Annotated in this window: 17 protein-coding genes; 13 read left to right on the forward strand and 4 right to left on the reverse strand. The window is 68.1% G+C overall.

Features of this window, described 5'->3' with window-relative positions:
- Window positions 1-50: 50 nt before the first annotated feature.
- Together H074_RS20285 and H074_RS20290 are read right to left on the reverse strand one after the other, a co-directional pair.
- Window positions 51-749 carry a lysoplasmalogenase family protein gene (locus H074_RS20285; RefSeq protein WP_007031926.1) on the reverse strand — a complete coding sequence of 233 codons (699 nt, stop codon included), beginning with the start codon at window positions 747-749 and terminating at the stop codon, window positions 51-53.
- Window positions 750-810: 61 nt separating this feature from the next.
- Window positions 811-1,821, reverse strand: coding sequence for a GlxA family transcriptional regulator (locus H074_RS20290; RefSeq protein ID WP_007031927.1), 1,011 nt, complete (start codon window positions 1,819-1,821; stop codon window positions 811-813).
- A gap of 44 nt (window positions 1,822-1,865) precedes the next feature.
- Here H074_RS20290 and H074_RS20295 point away from each other — a divergent pair, with 44 nt between their 5' ends.
- From H074_RS20295 to H074_RS20345, 11 genes are all read left to right on the forward strand, one after another.
- Complete coding sequence (locus tag H074_RS20295) at window positions 1,866-2,648, forward strand: NAD(P)H-dependent oxidoreductase (protein ID WP_007031928.1); 783 nt, start codon at window positions 1,866-1,868, stop codon at window positions 2,646-2,648.
- 52 nt (window positions 2,649-2,700) lie between these two features.
- Window positions 2,701-3,519, forward strand: a complete 819-nt coding sequence (locus H074_RS20300) for an SRPBCC family protein (protein WP_007031929.1) — start codon at window positions 2,701-2,703, stop codon at window positions 3,517-3,519.
- 68 nt (window positions 3,520-3,587) lie between these two features.
- Window positions 3,588-4,739 carry a sensor histidine kinase gene (locus tag H074_RS20305; RefSeq protein WP_007031930.1) on the forward strand — a complete coding sequence of 384 codons (1,152 nt, stop codon included), beginning with the start codon at window positions 3,588-3,590 and terminating at the stop codon, window positions 4,737-4,739.
- Window positions 4,736-5,401 carry a response regulator gene (locus tag H074_RS20310; protein ID WP_007031931.1) on the forward strand — a complete coding sequence of 222 codons (666 nt, stop codon included), beginning with the start codon at window positions 4,736-4,738 and terminating at the stop codon, window positions 5,399-5,401. Before H074_RS20305 ends, H074_RS20310 begins: the two co-directional genes overlap by 4 nt.
- Before the next feature lie 56 nt (window positions 5,402-5,457).
- A complete protein-coding gene (locus H074_RS20315; RefSeq protein ID WP_007031932.1) occupies window positions 5,458-7,095 on the forward strand; it encodes an acyl-CoA carboxylase subunit beta in 1,638 nt (545 codons plus the stop codon).
- The gene (locus H074_RS20320; protein WP_007031933.1) at window positions 7,092-7,310 is read left to right on the forward strand and encodes an acyl-CoA carboxylase subunit epsilon; all 219 of its coding nucleotides are present in this window, start codon (window positions 7,092-7,094) and stop codon (window positions 7,308-7,310) included. The genes H074_RS20315 and H074_RS20320 overlap by 4 nt, the downstream gene beginning before the upstream one ends.
- A gap of 118 nt (window positions 7,311-7,428) precedes the next feature.
- Window positions 7,429-8,262, forward strand: coding sequence for a helix-turn-helix domain-containing protein (locus H074_RS20325; protein ID WP_007031934.1), 834 nt, complete (start codon window positions 7,429-7,431; stop codon window positions 8,260-8,262).
- 197 nt (window positions 8,263-8,459) lie between these two features.
- The gene (locus H074_RS20330) at window positions 8,460-8,666 is read left to right on the forward strand and encodes a DUF397 domain-containing protein (RefSeq protein ID WP_007031935.1); all 207 of its coding nucleotides are present in this window, start codon (window positions 8,460-8,462) and stop codon (window positions 8,664-8,666) included.
- Window positions 8,663-8,983 carry a hypothetical protein gene (locus H074_RS20335; protein WP_007031936.1) on the forward strand — a complete coding sequence of 107 codons (321 nt, stop codon included), beginning with the start codon at window positions 8,663-8,665 and terminating at the stop codon, window positions 8,981-8,983. Before H074_RS20330 ends, H074_RS20335 begins: the two co-directional genes overlap by 4 nt.
- A 107-nt stretch (window positions 8,984-9,090) precedes the next feature.
- Window positions 9,091-9,717: a PadR family transcriptional regulator gene (locus tag H074_RS20340; RefSeq protein ID WP_007031937.1), complete on the forward strand. Its 627-nt coding sequence runs from the start codon at window positions 9,091-9,093 to the stop codon at window positions 9,715-9,717.
- Window positions 9,698-11,311: a DHA2 family efflux MFS transporter permease subunit gene (locus tag H074_RS20345; protein ID WP_083920458.1), complete on the forward strand. Its 1,614-nt coding sequence runs from the start codon at window positions 9,698-9,700 to the stop codon at window positions 11,309-11,311. The genes H074_RS20340 and H074_RS20345 overlap by 20 nt, the downstream gene beginning before the upstream one ends.
- 57 nt (window positions 11,312-11,368) lie before the next feature.
- Here H074_RS20345 and H074_RS20350 read toward each other — a convergent pair whose 3' ends face one another.
- On the reverse strand, window positions 11,369-13,174 hold the full coding sequence (locus H074_RS20350) for a glycoside hydrolase family 3 protein (protein ID WP_007031939.1): 1,806 nt from the start codon (window positions 13,172-13,174) through the stop codon (window positions 11,369-11,371).
- Window positions 13,175-13,340: 166 nt separating this feature from the next.
- Here H074_RS20350 and H074_RS20355 point away from each other — a divergent pair, with 166 nt between their 5' ends.
- On the forward strand, window positions 13,341-13,967 hold the full coding sequence (locus tag H074_RS20355) for a Maf family protein (protein WP_007031940.1): 627 nt from the start codon (window positions 13,341-13,343) through the stop codon (window positions 13,965-13,967).
- Window positions 13,968-14,067: 100 nt separating this feature from the next.
- The gene (locus H074_RS20360) at window positions 14,068-15,432 is read left to right on the forward strand and encodes a dicarboxylate/amino acid:cation symporter (protein WP_007031941.1); all 1,365 of its coding nucleotides are present in this window, start codon (window positions 14,068-14,070) and stop codon (window positions 15,430-15,432) included.
- 75 nt (window positions 15,433-15,507) lie between these two features.
- On the opposite strand, the gene H074_RS20365 is transcribed toward H074_RS20360, so the two are convergent.
- Window positions 15,508-16,191: a hypothetical protein gene (locus H074_RS20365; protein ID WP_007031942.1), complete on the reverse strand. Its 684-nt coding sequence runs from the start codon at window positions 16,189-16,191 to the stop codon at window positions 15,508-15,510.
- Between the last annotated feature and the right edge of the window lie 79 nt (window positions 16,192-16,270).

Here is a 16,270-nt window from a genome sequence, read left to right on the forward strand (position 1 = left end):
GCTTAACTATCCGCCCACGCCGGGCATTAGTCAAGTGATTGCTTAACTTTCTAGCTTTCCGCGGTCATGCCTTCGACGAGCAACCATTGCGAGGCGAGGTACGAGGTCAGCACGAAGGTCTCCAGATTGGCCCGCACCCGCTCGCTGGTGACGAAGTTGCGGCGGATCAGGATCGCCAAATCCGACGCGGAGAACAGCAGCGCGCCGACGGCGATCCAGGTCCGGCGATCACGCGACGGAACCACCATCCCGCCCGAGACCTTCGCCTTCGGCGCCAAGGCCGGGTCGGCCGCGAGGGTCGACGTCGTGCTCAGCAGGCCTCCGTAGACCGAAAGCACCGAAGAGACCGGAGACGGCTTCGGCAGCGCCATCGCGACCGCGGCCGCCGCCCACGCCGCCAGCCGGGGCGGCGCGGTCGCCGCGCGCGGACGAGCGCCGCGACGCCACAGCAGCGCGGAGTACAGCACCTGCATCACGCCGAACGACGTCGCACCTTTGATCAGCTCGCCGTCCTCGTCGGACCTGCCCATGAAGTGGTCGCCCGCCCCCGCGGCGATCAACGCGGCGACGAGCAGGCCCTTCTCCCCCGGCGCGAGCCCCCGCGAACGCGCGACCCGGGCGGCGAGCACCGGGACGGCGGCCGGCTTGGTCGCGAGCCGCAGCTTCCGATTGCCTGTCCTGGCGGAGTACACCGTGCCGATCGCGGCGGCGCCGAACAACACCCGTTCGGCGAACTTGAGGGTCTTCACTGACCACCTCCGGAACTTATTTCCGGGTAAGTTACCAGTCGGTCAGCGCTCGGGGCTTCCGCTAAACGGCCTCACGGAAGGTGTTCCGGTACGCGCTCGGCGACACTCCCAGCGCCGCCTGCAGATGCTGGCGCAGTGACGCGGCGGTCCCGAAGCCCGCCTCGGTGGCGACCTTGTCCACCGGCAGATCGGTCTCTTCGAGCAGCTGACGGGCCCGCTCGATCCGCTGCTGGGTCAGCCACTGCAACGCCGAAATCCCGACTTCGTCGCGGAATCGCCGCGTGAACGTCCGCGTGCTCATCGCCTCTTTCGCCGCCAGCTCGCGCAACGTCAGCGGCCTGTCGAGGTTTTCCAGCGCCCAGGCCCGCGCCGCCGCCGTCGACGAGGACTGCGGCTCCGGCACCGGACGCCGGATGAACTGCGCCTGCCCGCCCTCGCGATGCGGCGAGACGACCGTTCCGCGCGCGACCTCGTTCGCGACCGCGGCACCGTGATCGCACCGGATCATGTGCAGGCAAAGGTCGATCCCGGACGCGACGCCCGCCGCGGTCAGCACGTTCCCGTCGTCGGTGTAGAGCACGTTGGGATCGAGGGCGACTTTCGGGAACTTCGCCTGGAAGTCCAGCGCCGAGCGCCAGTGCGTGGTCGCCTTCCGGCCGTCGAGCAGGCCGGCGGCGGCGAGGACGAAGGCACCCGTGCAGATCGACGCGATCCTGGCCTCCGGCCGGATCAGCTCCAACGCCCGCGCGAGCGGTTCGGTGAGGTCGTGCCCCGAGGGTTCGTATTCGGTGGACGACGCCGGGATGACGACGGTGTCGGCCTCGGCCAGCACCTCCGGGCCGAAGCCGACCGAGATGGTGACGTCGGCGTCGGTCCGGATCTGCCCCGGTTCCGGCGTACAGGTGACGACCTCGTAGAGCGGCTCGCCGTCGGCCGACTTGGCCGTGCCGAACAGCCTGGTGACGATGCCCAGCTCCATCACCAGCATTCCGTGCCGGACCAGCACTGCGACCCGATGGCGGCCGGGATGCGCGAAAAAGCCCATGGCTCGATTCTTGCACATGTTGTCCATCGGGCCACTCGTTTCGGCCGCCGGATCGCGCGACGGTGGGAGGCATGAACGTGCTGTGGATCTTCGCCCATCCGGAACCCCGTTCCCTCGGCGGCTCGCTGCGCGACGAAGGGTTGCGCACCCTCCGCGCGCAGGGCGCCGACGTCCGGGAATCCGATCTGTACGCGATGAAGTGGAAGCCCGTCGTCGACGCCGACGACTTCGGCCGGGCCGCTTCCACGGACCGGCTCATCGTCGGCTCGACATCGAAGGACGCCTTCGAGACCGGCGAACTCGGCGAGGACATCAGCGCCGAGCACGAAAAGCTGACGTGGGCGGACACCGTGATCATCCAATTCCCGCTGTGGTGGTACGGAATGCCCGCCATCCTCAAGGGCTGGTTCGACCGCGTCTTCGTCAAGGGTTTCGCCTACGGCGTCCAGCGTCCCGACGGCCGGACGGCGCGCTACGGCGAAGGGGCCCTGGCCGGCAAACGCGCCATGGTCGTACTGACCGCGGGTGCGCCGGAGGCCACGATCGGACCGCGCGGCGTGAACGGCGAGATCGGCGACCTGCTGTTCCCGTTGCAGCACGGGACACTCTGGTACGCGGGCATGTCCGTCCTTCCCCCGCTGACGATCTGCGGCGCCGACCGCGTTTCGCCCGAGCAGTACGAGACCGCCGCCGAATCGCTGCGCGAACGTCTGCGCACACTGTCCACTCAGGACCCGATCCCGTTCCGGCGCCAGAACGGAGGCGACTACGACGACGAGCTGATCCTGCGCGACGACCTCGCGCCGGGACGGACCGGCATCGGCGTCCACATGTCTTCCTCACGGACCGTTTGACCAAATATCACTTCGCGGTTATATTCCCCTAGAGGCACATTAGGAGGTAACCGTGAACCCTCGCGCCCGGTTGGAAACCGTCGGAGAACGTCCCGCGCTGCGGATCGAACGCCGTCTCGCGCACCGCCCGGAGCGCGTCTGGCGGGCGGTCACCGAACCGTCGGAGCTCGCGAAGTGGTTCCCGGCGGCGGTCACCGTCGACCTGCGCCCGGGTGGAACGATCGAGTTCACCTTCGAAGGCGAAGAGGCTCCGACAGTGGGCGAGGTCATCGAAGCCGACGAACCTCGCCTGTTCGCGTTCAGCTGGAACGACGACGTGCTGCGCTGGGAGATCACCCCGGACGGCGACGGCAGCCGTCTGCTGTTCACACATACGTTCGGCCGGGGCGAACCCGCCATCGCCCGGATCGCGGCCGGCCGCACCGCCGCCGGCTGGGACAGCTGCCTCGTCGCGCTCACCGCGTCGCTCGACGGCGAAGAACACGAGCAGCCGAAGGACTGGGTCGGTCCGATCGAGGCCTACGTCGAGGAGTTCGGGCTCGCGGACGGCGAAGTCCTGGAAACCGGCGACGGCAAGATGATCCGCTTCCGCCGTGACCTTGTCTGGAAACCCCTGGACGATGTCTGGGCCCTTCTCACCGCCGAAAAGGCCGCGGGCACGATCATCCGCGAAGAACCCCCGCGGCTGCTGGAGTTCTCGCTGCCACAGGGCGGCGTCGTCCGCTGGGGGTTCAGCCACTCCGACCTCGAAGGCACCATGGTCGAGGTGACCCAGACCGTCCCAGCCGGACACGAAGACGCCGTGCCCGAGGCGTTGCGAAGCTGGCGCGAGAAGCTGAAGGAGTTCTTCGCGGCGGCGCACGGAAGCTGATCTCCACCCAGGGGATGACCTCCGCCGGACGGACGCGGGAACGCCGCCCGTCCGGCTAGGTTCGCCGTATGAAACAGCCGTCGGCGCTCCCCCGCCGGGTCGCGCGCGCGATCGACGCGCTCCTCGCGCTGGTGCTCGTCGTCGCCGTCGGCGGGAACCTCTCCGCGGGGACCTGGATGTTCATCGTCGTCCTCCCGATGTGGCTCGCGTGGGCGACGGTCGCCGCCAGCGGTATCGCGATCGCGCTGCGCCGTCACCGGCCCCTGGCCGCCTACGGCCTCGGCCTGGCCGGTCTGGTCCCGGCCCTGCTCGCCGGCAACGGGCTGGGCCCGGCCGCGCTCCTGGCCACCGGATGCGCCCTGTACACCGTGGCGCTGGAACATCCCCGGACCCGTTCGCTGATCGCGATGGGTCTCGGCCTGGTCGTCGTCATGATCTTCGAGCTTCTGCGGCTCGGGCCGAACACGATCGCGTCGACGGCCTTCGCGGGCGGCGGGGTCGCGGGCTCGTGGGCGCTGGGCTGGATGGCGCGGCAACGGCGGGCGAATCTGGCCCAGCTCGCCGAAACCCAGGCCGATCAGGCCGTTTCCGACGAACGGCTGCGGATCGCCCGTGAAATGCACGACGTCGTCGCGCACAGCATGAGCCTGATAGCGGTCAAGGCGGCCGTCGGCAACCACGTCGCGCGGGAACAACCCGAAGAAGCACGCGAAGCGCTGCGGGTCATCGAACTCACCAGCCGCGAAACGCTCGTCGAACTCCGGCGGATGCTCGGTGTCCTCCGCTCCGGCGACGGGACGCCCGAGGCCGCGCTCGGTCCCGCGCCGAAACTCGCCGATCTGCGAACTCTGGCCGAACGCGCCGGACAGGCCGGAGTGCGCGTCGAGCTGACCGGGGAGACGGTGGACGACCTTCCCGAAGGCGTCGCGCTTTCGGTCTACCGCATCACCCAGGAAGCGGTGACCAACGTCGTGAAGCACGCGGGACCGTCGGCCTGCCGGGTCACGATCACCGAGGGCCCCGGCGAGGTCAGCGTCGAAATCGTCGACGACGGGCGCGGCGAAGGCTCGCCACCGGCCGTCGGCGGGCACGGCTTGATCGGCATGCGCGAACGCGTCGCCGTCTACGGTGGCGACTTCGAAGCGGGACCGCTGCCCACCGGGGGATTCCGGGTGTGCGCCCGGCTGCCGTACGCCGCCAAGGAAGTGGGGACACGATGATCCGCGTACTGATCGCCGACGACCAGGCGTTGCTGCGCGGCAGCTTCCGCGTGCTCGTCGACAGCGCGCCGGACCTCGAAGTCGTCGGGGAGGCGAGCGACGGCGCGGAGGCGGCGGAACTGGCCGAGAAGGAACGCCCCGACGTCGTGCTGATGGACGTCCGCATGCCGGAGCTGGACGGGATCGAAGCGACCCGGCGGATCTGCGCGTCGGCCGCCACCGAAGGCGTCCACGTGCTGATGCTGACGACCTTCGACCTCGACGCCTATGTCTATTCGGCCCTGCGCGCCGGTGCGAGCGGATTCCTGCTGAAGGACCCCCCGCCCGCCGAGCTGCTGACCGCGATCCGGGTCGTCGCGGCGGGCGAAGGACTGCTCGCCCCATCGATCACGCGGAGGCTCATCGCCGAGTTCGCCCGGCTGCCCGATCCCGGGCGGCGCGTCGCGGCCTCGCTGGACAACATCACCACACGCGAGCGTGAGGTCCTGAGCCTGATCGCGCGCGGCCTGTCGAACGACGAGATCGCCGGGGCCCTGCATCTCGGGCTGGCGACGGTGAAGACGCACATCGGCCATCTCCTGCACAAACTCGCGGCGCGGGACCGGGCGCAGCTCGTGATCGCGGCCTACGAATCCGGTCTGGTGCGCGCCTCGGTCCAGTGACGGACGTTGCCTACGCCACACGCGAAGTGACCGTCGAGTAGCTAGGCTGCGGTTTCATGAGCAGTGCGACGGAGCCGCTCGGGACGCCGCCCGAGGACGAACCGGACATCCACACGACGGCCGGCAAGCTGGCCGACCTGTACCGCCGGTATGACGAGGCGGTGCACGCGGGTTCCGCGAGGGCGGTGGAGAAACAGCACGCCAAAGGCAAGAAGACCGCTCGCGAGCGGATCGACCTGCTGCTGGACGAGGGCTCGTTCGTCGAACTCGACGAGCTCGCGAAGCACCGCTCGGTCAACTTCGGCCAGGAGAAGAACCGGCCCTACGGCGACGGCGTCGTCACCGGTTACGGGACCGTCGACGGCCGTCCGGTGTGCGTGTTCAGCCAGGACGTCACGGTCTTCGGCGGTTCACTCGGTGAGGTGTACGGCGAAAAGATCGTCAAGGTGATGGACCTGGCGATCAAGACCGGCCGCCCGATCATCGGCATCAACGAGGGCGGCGGCGCGCGGATCCAGGAAGGCGTCGTCTCGCTCGGGCTGTACGGCGAGATCTTCAACCGCAACGTCAAGGCCTCCGGCGTCATCCCCCAGATCTCGCTGATCATGGGCGCCAACGCGGGCGGGCACGTCTACTCGCCCGCGCTGACCGACTTCGTGGTGATGGTCGACAAGACCTCGCACATGTTCATCACCGGCCCCGACGTCGTGAAGACCGTGACCGGCGAGGAGGTCTCCTTCGAGGAACTCGGCGGCGGGCGCACGCACAACACCCGTTCGGGCAACGCGCACTACCTCGGCTCCGACGACGAGGACGCGATCGCCTACGTCAAGGAACTGCTCTCGTTCCTCCCGGCGAACAACCTGTCCGAGGCGCCGGTCTTCGAGACCGGCGCCGCGCCAGGCGGGTTCTTCGAAGATGTCACCGAGTCCGACCGCGAACTCGACACGCTGATCCCGGACTCGCCGAACCAGCCGTACGACATGCACGAGGTCATCAACCGCATCGTCGACGACGGCGACTTCCTCGAGGTGCACGAGCTGTTCGCGCCCAACATCCTGGTCGGCTTCGGCCGGGTGGACGGGCGCAGCGTCGGCATCGTGGCGAACCAGCCGACCCAGTTCGCCGGCTGCCTCGACATCGACGCTTCCGAGAAGGCCGCGCGGTTCGTGCGCACCTGCGACGCGTTCAACATCCCGGTGCTGACCTTCGTCGACGTCCCCGGCTTCCTGCCCGGCACCGACCAGGAGTGGAACGGCATCATCCGGCGCGGCGCGAAGCTGATCTACGCCTACGCCGAAGCGACCGTCCCGCTCGTCACCGTCATCACCCGCAAGGCGTACGGCGGCGCGTACGACGTCATGGGGTCGAAGCACCTCGGCGCGGACATCAACCTGGCCTGGCCGACGGCGCAGGTCGCGGTCATGGGCGCGCAGGGCGCGGCGAACATCGTGCACCGCAAGACGCTCGCCGCGGCCGCCGCCGACGGCAAGGACGTCGACGCGCTGCGGGCCGAGCTGATCCAGGAGTACGAGGACACGCTCCTGAACCCGTACGCGGCGGCCGAGCGCGGCTACGTCGACTCGGTGATCGTGCCCGCGCACACCCGCGGCCACATCGCGAAGGCGCTCTCGCTGCTCCAGGGCAAGCGAGAAACGCTGCCGCCCAAGAAGCACGGGAACATCCCGCTGTGACCGCGCCCGAAACCCCGCTGCTGCGGGTCGTCAAGGGCGATCCGAGCGACGCCGAACTCGCCGCGCTGACCGCGGTCGTCGCGGCGGCGGCGAGCGCGCGAGCACCGGAACCGGCGCCGAAACGGGACTCGTGGTGGGCGGACAAGGCTTCGCTCGTGCGAGCCCCGCTCGCGCCCGGCGAGGGGGCCTGGCGGGCTTCCGCGTTACCGCGCTGAGACGGACCCCGGCGGACGGCGCGGATCGGGCTTCCGCGGGTTATCGTGGCAGATCTGGCAGACCGGTTCGCCGGTCCGCCGGGTCTTCGGTATCCGCGATCGCCCCAGAAAGCCGTGCGTGACGAACCAGGACCAGCTTTCCACCGAGTTGCGCCGTCTGCGCAATGCCGCCGGGCTGTCCGGTACCGAAGCGGCGAGACTCACCGGCCTCAGTCAGTCGAAGGTCTCACGGGTCGAAACCGGCGCCTTCATGCCGACCGAGGACCAGGTCGTCGCGCTGTGCCGCGTCTACCGCGCGCCCGCGAAGGTCCGGCAGGCACTGGTCGCGATCACGCGCGATCTCCGCGAAGAGGCGTCGTCCGCCCGCGTCGTCCTCCAGCGCGGTGCGTGGCGGATGCAGCAGCGCATCGGCAAGATCGAGACGGCCTCCGCCCGCATCCGGAGTTTCCAGCCGACCATCGTGTTCGGCCTGCTCCAGACCCGCGACTACATCACCGCGCTGTTCGGCGATTCCCTGCCGGACTGCGAACGTGACCAGACGGTCGAAGCCAGGCTGGAACGCCAGCGGGTCCTCGACTCGAACCGTGAGTTCCACTTCGTGCTCACCGAAGGCGCCCTGCGCTGGAACATGGGCGGGGCGGCGACCATGCTGGCCCAGCTCGGCCACCTCAGCGAGCTGTCCCGCCGCGGCCGGGTGCGGCTGGGCGTGATCCCGTGGACCACACCGGTTTCGGTCCCCGTCCTCCACGGTTTCGACATCTACGACTCGCGCGCGGTGCTCCTCGGGACGCAGACGGCCACGGCGATCGTCACGGATGAACGCGAAGTCGCCGACTACGAGAAGAGCTTCGCCGAAGTCGAGCGCTACGCCACCTACGGGGCCATCGCCTGCTCGCATCTGACGCGGATCGCCGCCGACTACCGACAGCTCGCGGCCGATTCACTTCGGTGACCAAAGACCCTTGGCTTTATGCACTCCGAGAGTGCATCGTGGGTAAAGCAGCTGTCGGTGAAGGTCCGTTCTCGTGCGCCGAACGCGATCATCGGAGCCGCTCACCGACCGATCGGCACAGATCACCCGATCTCACCAACCTTGCTGTCGCGCAACCCGTCTACTTGCCGAAACAGTCACTGGGGAAAGGCGCTCCTATGACCACCTGGCACGAACGCATGACCGACTGGCACAAGTCGACCTACACGCACTGGGAAGAGAACGCCTGCGTCGAGGTCGGCTCCGCACCCGGGCTGATCGGCATCCGGGACACCAAGCAGTGGGCGATGCCGGACGAGACCCGGCCGATCCTGGTGCTCCCGGCCGAGTCCTTCGCCGCGCTCCTCGATCACCTTGGCCGATGAACGACGTCGCCGAGCCGTACATGGTCCACGATCCGCGGGAGATGGCGGGCCAGCTGATCAACGGCAACTGGATCGTCGCGCGGTGGGAGCACCTCGGTGAGGACGAGGACCTGGACCACTGGACAGCCGTCCTGCGGGGACACTGCGAAGAGCTCGACGTCGATCCGTACGTCATCAACATCCCGAGGAAGAGCCTGACGATCGTCTTCAACGGCGCCCTTCCCGCGCCGACGTTCGAACAACTGGAGAACTCGATCGCCGCCATCGAGTACCACCGCTTCCTCGAACGCGAAATCGGGCCGAGACCGCTGAACTAGCTTGAGCCAGGCCCGGCCGAAGCAACGAAGCTCACTTGAAGACCGGCCGGGCCTGCAATATAGTCCACTCGGAATAATCGGCACGGAATCTTCCGAGGGGATCACTCATGGCCGCGAAGCTCACCCCGCTCGCCATGGCGGTGCTGGAGCTCCTTCACGAGCGGCCCATGCATCCGTACGAAATGGCGCAGCTGATGCGGGAACGCTTTGTCAGCGCACGCGTCAAAGTGAAGGCGGGCTCGCTCTACCACACGGTGGATCGCCTGGTGCGGAACGGTTTCGTCGAGGTCGTCGAGACACAACGGGACGGCAAGCGCCCCGAACGGACCGTGTACGCGATGACGGAGGCCGGTCGTGACGAGTTCGTCGACCGGGCGCAGGACATGCTGGCCACCCCCGCCGAGGAGTACCCCGAGTACCTCAGCGCGCTCGCCGTCATCGACGAACTCGGCCCGGAAATGTCACTCACCCACCTCAAGCACCGCGTGCTGCGACTTCAGGCCGCCATCGCCTCCGACCAGGTCGTTCTCGAAAACCTGGTCGACGAGCACAAGCTCCCGGAGATCTATTGGCTCGAGTGGTCCTACGCCACCGCGCGGCGGGCCTTCGAGCTCGAGTGGACCCAAAAACTGGTCGAAGACCTGGAATCCGGCCGCATCCGGTTCCAGGGGCACTGCACGCCGCACCTGAACCTGGTCACCGAGGACGACAGCGATGAACGCAAGACAAGTTAACCCCTGGGCCGCGCTTTCCGCGCTGTGCCTGGGTTTCTTCATGATCCTGCTGGACACCACGATCGTTTCGATCGCGATTCCCGCGATGCTGCGCGAACTCGGCGCCGGACTGAACGCGATCGTCTGGGTGATCAGCGTCTACCTGCTCACCTACGCGGTGCCGATGCTGTTCGCCAGCCGCCTCGGCGACCGCTTCGGCCCGAAACGCGTCTACCTGGCCGGGCTCGTGGTGTTCACCCTGGCCTCGCTGTGGTGCGGCCTGTCCGGTTCGGTCGAAATGCTGATCGCGGCGCGCGCGGCGCAAGGCCTCGGCGCCGCCTTGATGACGCCGCAGACCCTCGCGTTCATCAGTCATCTGTTCCCGCCGTCGAAGCGTGGCCCCGCGATGGGATTCTGGAGCGCGGTCGCCGGGGTCGCGGCCATCGTCGGGCCGCTGCTCGGTGGCGTGCTCGTCGACCACCTCGGCTGGGAATGGATCTTCTTCGTCAACCTGCCGGTCGGCGTGGTCGCGATCGCGCTGGCACTGCTCAAGGTGCCGGACTGGCAGCCGAAGCACTCGCATTCCTTCGACGTTCCCGGGATCCTGCTCTCCGGCGCGGGCCTGTTCAGCCTCGTGTACGGCGTCCAAAATGGACAACACTACGACTGGGGCCGCGTGTTCGGGCCGATCACCGTGTTCGAGATCATCGGCGCGGGTATCGCGCTGCTGATCGCTTTCGTGGTGTGGCAACGGTTCAACCGCAGGGAACCGCTGCTGCCGCTGGACGTCTTCGCGAACCGCAACTTCTCGGCCGGGGCGCTGACCGGGGTCACCGTCGGTTTCGCGATGACCGGCATGTTCCTTCCGCTGGTGATCTACATCCAGGCCGTGCTCGGCGAGTCACCGACGATGTCCGGCCTGCTGTTCGCGCCGATGTCGTTGCTGGCGGGCATGATCGGCCCGTTCGTCGGCCGCGCTTCGGACAAGGTCAACGGGAAGTTCCTGCTGATCATCGGGCTGACGGCACTGGCATCGGGGATGGGCCTGGTCACGCTGATCGCCCGGCCGGGCGCGAACGCTTGGACGCTCACCCCGGCGCTGCTGGTGGCGGGCGTCGGGATCGGGTTCATCTTCGCGCCGATGGGAAATCTGGCGATGAGTTCGGTCGAGCCGCGACTCGTCGGGACAGCGTCGGGCATCTTCAACACCGCCCGCCAGGTCGGTGGTGTGCTCGGCAGCGCGGCCGTCGGCGTGCTGCTGCAGGCGCGGATCAGCGCTTCGATCGCCGACGAAGCCGCGTCGGCCGCGAGCGCGTTGCCGGAGCGGTACCGGACGCCGTTCGCGGAAGGCATCGCGAAGGCCGCGGGGTCGACCGGGGAATTCGGTTCCTCCGGGCCGACGGCGTTCCCTGGCCTGCCGTCAGGCGTCGCCGAGCAGGCTCAGCGGCTCGCGCTCGAAGCCGTCCACAATGGACTCACCGATGCGGCCAGGGTGACGCTGCTGCTTCCGGCCGCGGTACTGGTGCTGGGCGTGCTCGCCGCGCTCACCATGCGCCGCCCGGCTCCGCGTGCCCCGCACCCGCCGGTGCCCGAACCCGCCGCCAGCGCCGCCTGACCTCAAGTCTCGTGAGTGGTAAGGACGGTTCTAACCGTCCTTACCACTCACGAGGCCCTACCGGCGGTACCGCAGGCCGTAGCCGTACGGGAACAGCGCCTTCTTGCCGTCACCGGCGTTCACCGGTTCCTGCGCCGCGCTTGCCGGCCAGCTGAACGTCAGTTTCCCGGTCGGGTTGTAGTCGCCGTAAAGGACATCGGCGACACCGGCGCCTTCGCTGCCCGGGAGCCAGGCGGCGACGAGTCCGTCGAACCGCGGCAGTTGGCCGGCGATGTCGAGCGGGCGGCCGGACACGGTCACCACGACGACCGGGACTCCGGAGTTCTTCAGCTTGGCGATCGTGGCGAGGTCTTCCGCGTCGAGTCCGAAGCCGTCCGGGCGGTCTCCCTGCCCTTCGGCGTACGGCGTTTCGCCCACCACGGCGACCGCGACCCGGTAGCTGCCGTCGATTCCGTTACCCGCACGGTCATAGGTCACCGTGGTTCCCTTCCCCGCCCCCGATTTCAGGCCGTCGAGGATGGTCGTGCCCGGGATCACCGGGCCGCTCTGGCCCTGCCAGGTGAGCGTCCAGCCGCCCGCCTGGTTGCCGATGTCGTTCGCGTTCTTGCCCGCGACGAAGATCTTGTTGTTCTTCTTCGCCAGTGGCAGCACACCGTCGTTCTTCAGCAGCACCTGGGATTCACGGACGGCCTGCCGGGCCAGTTCGCGATGTTCCTTGCCGCCGAACGTCTTCTGGAGCGAACGGTCGGTGTACGGGTGCTCGAACAGGCCGAGCTTGAACTTCTCCGCCAGAATGCGGCGGTTCGCGTCGTCGATCCGGTCGCGCGAGACGCGGCCCGCCTCGACTTCGGCCTTGAGGTAGGAGATGAATTGCGGCGCGTCCCACGGGACCATGAACATGTCGATGCCCGCGTTGACCGAGAGCCGCACCTCTTCGGGGGTGAAGCCTTCCTTGCCGTCGATCTGGTTGATCGCGTTGTAGTCCGAGATCACCAGACCGGAGAACCGCAGTTCCTTCTTGAGCACGTCGGTGATGAGGTACTTCTGGGCGTGCATGCGCACCCCCTGGAAACTGGAGAACGAGATCATCACCGAGCCGACACCGCGGTCGATCGCCTCGCGGAACGGCGGCAGGTGGATCTGGCGCAGTTCGCGTTCGCTGACCTCGGTGTCGCCCTGGTCGACGCCGTTCGTCGTGCCACCGTCGCCGACGTAGTGCTTCGCGGTCGCGAGCACCGATCCCGGTTTCTCGCCGAGCCTGCGTCCCTGAAGGCCGGTGATGGCCGAAGCGTTCGCGATGGCGTCGCGCGGGGATTCGCCGAAGGATTCGTACGTCCGGCCCCAACGGTCGTCACGGGCGACACACAGACAAGGCGAAAAGTCCCACTGCGGACCGGTTCCGGCGACTTCCAGCGCCGTCGCGCGGCCGATCTTCTCGACCAGCCGCGGATTGTTGGCGGCGCCGAGGCCGATGTTGTGCGGGAAGATCGTCGCGCCGTAGACGTTGTTGTGGCCGTGCACGGCGTCGACACCGTAGATCGTCGGAATGCCGAGCGGCGTCGAAACCGCCGCCTTCTGATACGAGTCGACCATGTCGGCCCACCCGTTCGGCGTGTTACCGGCGGGCACCGAGCCACCGCCGGAGAGCAGGGATCCCAGTTTGAGCGCGGCGGCCTGCTCGGGGGTGACCGCGCCGCGTTCGGCCTGCGTCATCTGGCCGATCTTGTCGTCGAGGCTCATCCGCTTGAGCAGGTCGTTCACCCGCGCGGACGTCGAAGCATGGGGATTCCTGTACAGCGGCCCCGGACTGGCCGCAGCCATCGGAGCGAGGGCCGAACCGGCCAGGAGCAGTCCTGCGAGCACTGTGGTTTGCGTCGTGCGAAGTGATCTTCTGACGCGGAGGCGGGACGACATTGGTTCCTCCGTAGCTCGAACAATCCATATGTTGCGCGCCACAACAAACTAGCTTTACATTCGGGTGTCCCAGGTCACAATCAGGCAACGGCGGGCCGTCGAGTACCTTCCTCAGGTGCGTTTCGTCCTCGCTTCCCAGTCCCCCGCCCGCCTCGGCGTCCTGCGTTCCGCCGGCTTCGATCCGAGCGTCGTCGTCTCCGGCGTCGACGAGGACGCGGTGGCCGCGTCCCTGACCGATCCGGCCCCCGAGGAGCTGGTCCGCGCGCTCGCCGCCGCGAAGGCCGAGGCGGTTTTCGAGGCGCTCGGCGGCCACACCGACATGGTCATCGTGGGCTGCGATTCGATGCTGTCGATCAACGGCGAGATGGTCGGGAAGCCGATCACGCCGGAAGCCGCGCGCGAGCGCTGGGCGTCGATGGCGGGCAAAACCGGTGAACTTCTGACCGGTCACGCGATCATCCGCGTCGAGAACGGCGAGAGGACAAAAGAAGCCTCCGGAACCGAAGGCACCACTGTTCGCTTCGGCACTCCGTCGCAAGAAGAGATCGAGGCGTACATCGCTTCCGGGGAACCCCTTCAGGTGGCCGGCGGCTTCACCCTGGATGGCCTCGGCGGCTGGTTCATCGAGGGAATCGACGGCGATTTCTCGAGCGTCATCGGGATCAGCCTGCCGCTGACCCGGCGCTTGCTGTCGGAGGTCGGTGTAAGCGTCATCGATCTGTGGACACGTCCCGCATCCTGAGACGACTCCCACACGATCGGGTGATCCGGAAGAGTCCTGCCTCGCCGAACGTTCTTCACGTTCGGGAAATCAGGAAACTTTCACGCACCGGAGTCGCCCCGTGTCTTTCATTCGGACCTACACAAGGCCAAGGGTCTTCGCGGCGGCGGTCCTCGGCTCGCTCGTCGTGGGCGCCCTGCTCGGCGTCCTCGCCAGGACGACCGAGGCGAGCTGGCTGACCGACCTGCTCGACCAGATCGGCACGATCTTCACGACGCTGCTGCAGATCGCGGTGATCCCGCTGGTCTTCACGGCGATCGTGGTCGGCATCAACAGCCTGCGCAACCTCGGCGGCGGCAAGAAGGCCGCCCGGCTGGGTGGCAAGACCGTCCTGTGGTTCGCGATCACCTCGTTCATCGCGTCGCTGATCGGCATCGCCGTCGCGAAGCTGTTCAACCCGGGCAGCGGCGGTCTCGGCGAAGGCGTCGCCGCGACCGCGAAGAACGCGGACAAGGCCACAAAGAGCGTCGACAATTGGGGCTCCTGGAGCGCCTTCGTCGAAGGCTTCCTGCCGAAGAACTTCTTCGCCGCCTTCACCGAAGGCTCGACGTTGCAGGTGCTGTTCCTCGCCGTGCTGATCGGTGCGGCGGCCTACAGCCTCGGCGACAGGGCCAAGCCGTTCGTCGACTTCACCACCAGCGTCTTCGAGATCATCCAGCGCTACCTCGGCTGGATCGTCCGGCTCGCCCCGATCGGCATCATCGGCCTGATCGGCGCGGCGGTCTCGAACTACGGTGACGCACTGTTCCGGCCGCTGTTCACCACCACTCTCGCGGTGTACGTCGGCTGCTTCGTGGTGCTTCTGGTGGTCTACCCGATCCTGCTCCAGTTCGTGGCGAAGGTCAGCCCGCTGACGTTCTTCTCGAAGGCGGGCACGGCGATCCAGTTCGCGTTCGCTTCCCAGTCTTCGGCGGCGACGCTGCCCCTCACGCGGCAGGCCGCCGTGAACCTGGGCGTCCAGCCCGCGTACGCCGCCTTCGCGACTCCGCTGGGCAGCGCCACGAAGATGGACGGCTGCGCCGCGGTGTTCCCCGCGATCGGCGCCATCTTCATCGCGAACCTGTCCGGTGTCTCGCTGAACATCTGGCAGTACGTCGGGATCGTCGTGGTCGCCGTGCTCGGCGCGCTGGCCACCGCGGGCACTACCGGCTGGCTGACCGCGCTCACCCTGACCACCGCGTTCATCGGGCTCGACGCGCAGCAAGTGGCGCTCGGCATCGCGCTGATCTACTCGGTGAACCCGATCATGGACATGATGCGGACCGCGACCAACGTCGCCGGCCAGATCGTCGTGCCGGTGGTCGTCGCCCGTGGCGAAGGCCTCTTGGACGACGACGTGCTCAACTCGCCGACGGACCCTTCACCCACTGACAACGGCGAAGCGGCTACTACCTCTGTGAAAGAGCCTGCCACTGCGGGCGCCTGACCGTCCCTTTAGTACGTGAAGGCCCCCTTCATTGCGCTAGACGCAATGAAGGGGGCCTTCACGTACTTGCTCCCCTCAGGGGCAGGCCCGCAGATCCGCCTTCGTCAGCCGGACATCCGGCCATCCCCTCAGTTCCGACGGCGCGGTGTACCGGCGCGTGCAGCCCACCGAGCCGCGGGCGACGTCGTAGACCTCCGCGAGCACCGGCGCCGCCTGGCACCGGGCCGAGCCGGATTGCGCGCCGGGGCACTCGTGCCGCACGACGATGACGTCCGCGATCCCGTCGGCGGTCACGTCGTTCAGGGCGACCGTCCCGGCGTCGGAGAAGTACGGCTTCCCGGTATCCCGCCAGATCCCGCCGCGCGCGACGAACAATTCGCCCACCGAGCCGCCGCCCGCTTCGCCGCGCACCAGGCAGACCGGCGTCGCGCCGTCGACACAGCGCAAAGAATCGCCCTTGAGGGTGACCCCCATGTCGTTGACGATCAGCGGGTACACCGTGTCCGCCCCGATCCGGACCACGCCCTGCTTCCCCGCGTCGTCGGCCAGCAGCACGACGGGCAGCCCGCCGACGGTCATCGCGCTGATCTCCCGGCAGGCCGAGTCGCCGCAGTTGACGCCGGGCGCGGGCGGGGCGCCATCGGACACCGGAGGCACGCCAGGGTCGCTGGAGGGCGTCGGAGCGGCGGGGCGGAGCAGGACCACGGCCACGATCACGCCCGCCGTCACCACCACCGCCAGCAGCGCGGTGAACAGCACGGATCGCGGCGCCCGCGCTTCCTGAGTCCGCATATCCGAGAGCGTAAGTGATCTAGCGCAGAGTGCACGTCTATGTTGT

It is taken from the genome of Amycolatopsis decaplanina DSM 44594 (genome assembly GCF_000342005.1).
GTDB classification, from domain to species: Bacteria; Actinomycetota; Actinomycetes; order Mycobacteriales; family Pseudonocardiaceae; genus Amycolatopsis; species Amycolatopsis decaplanina.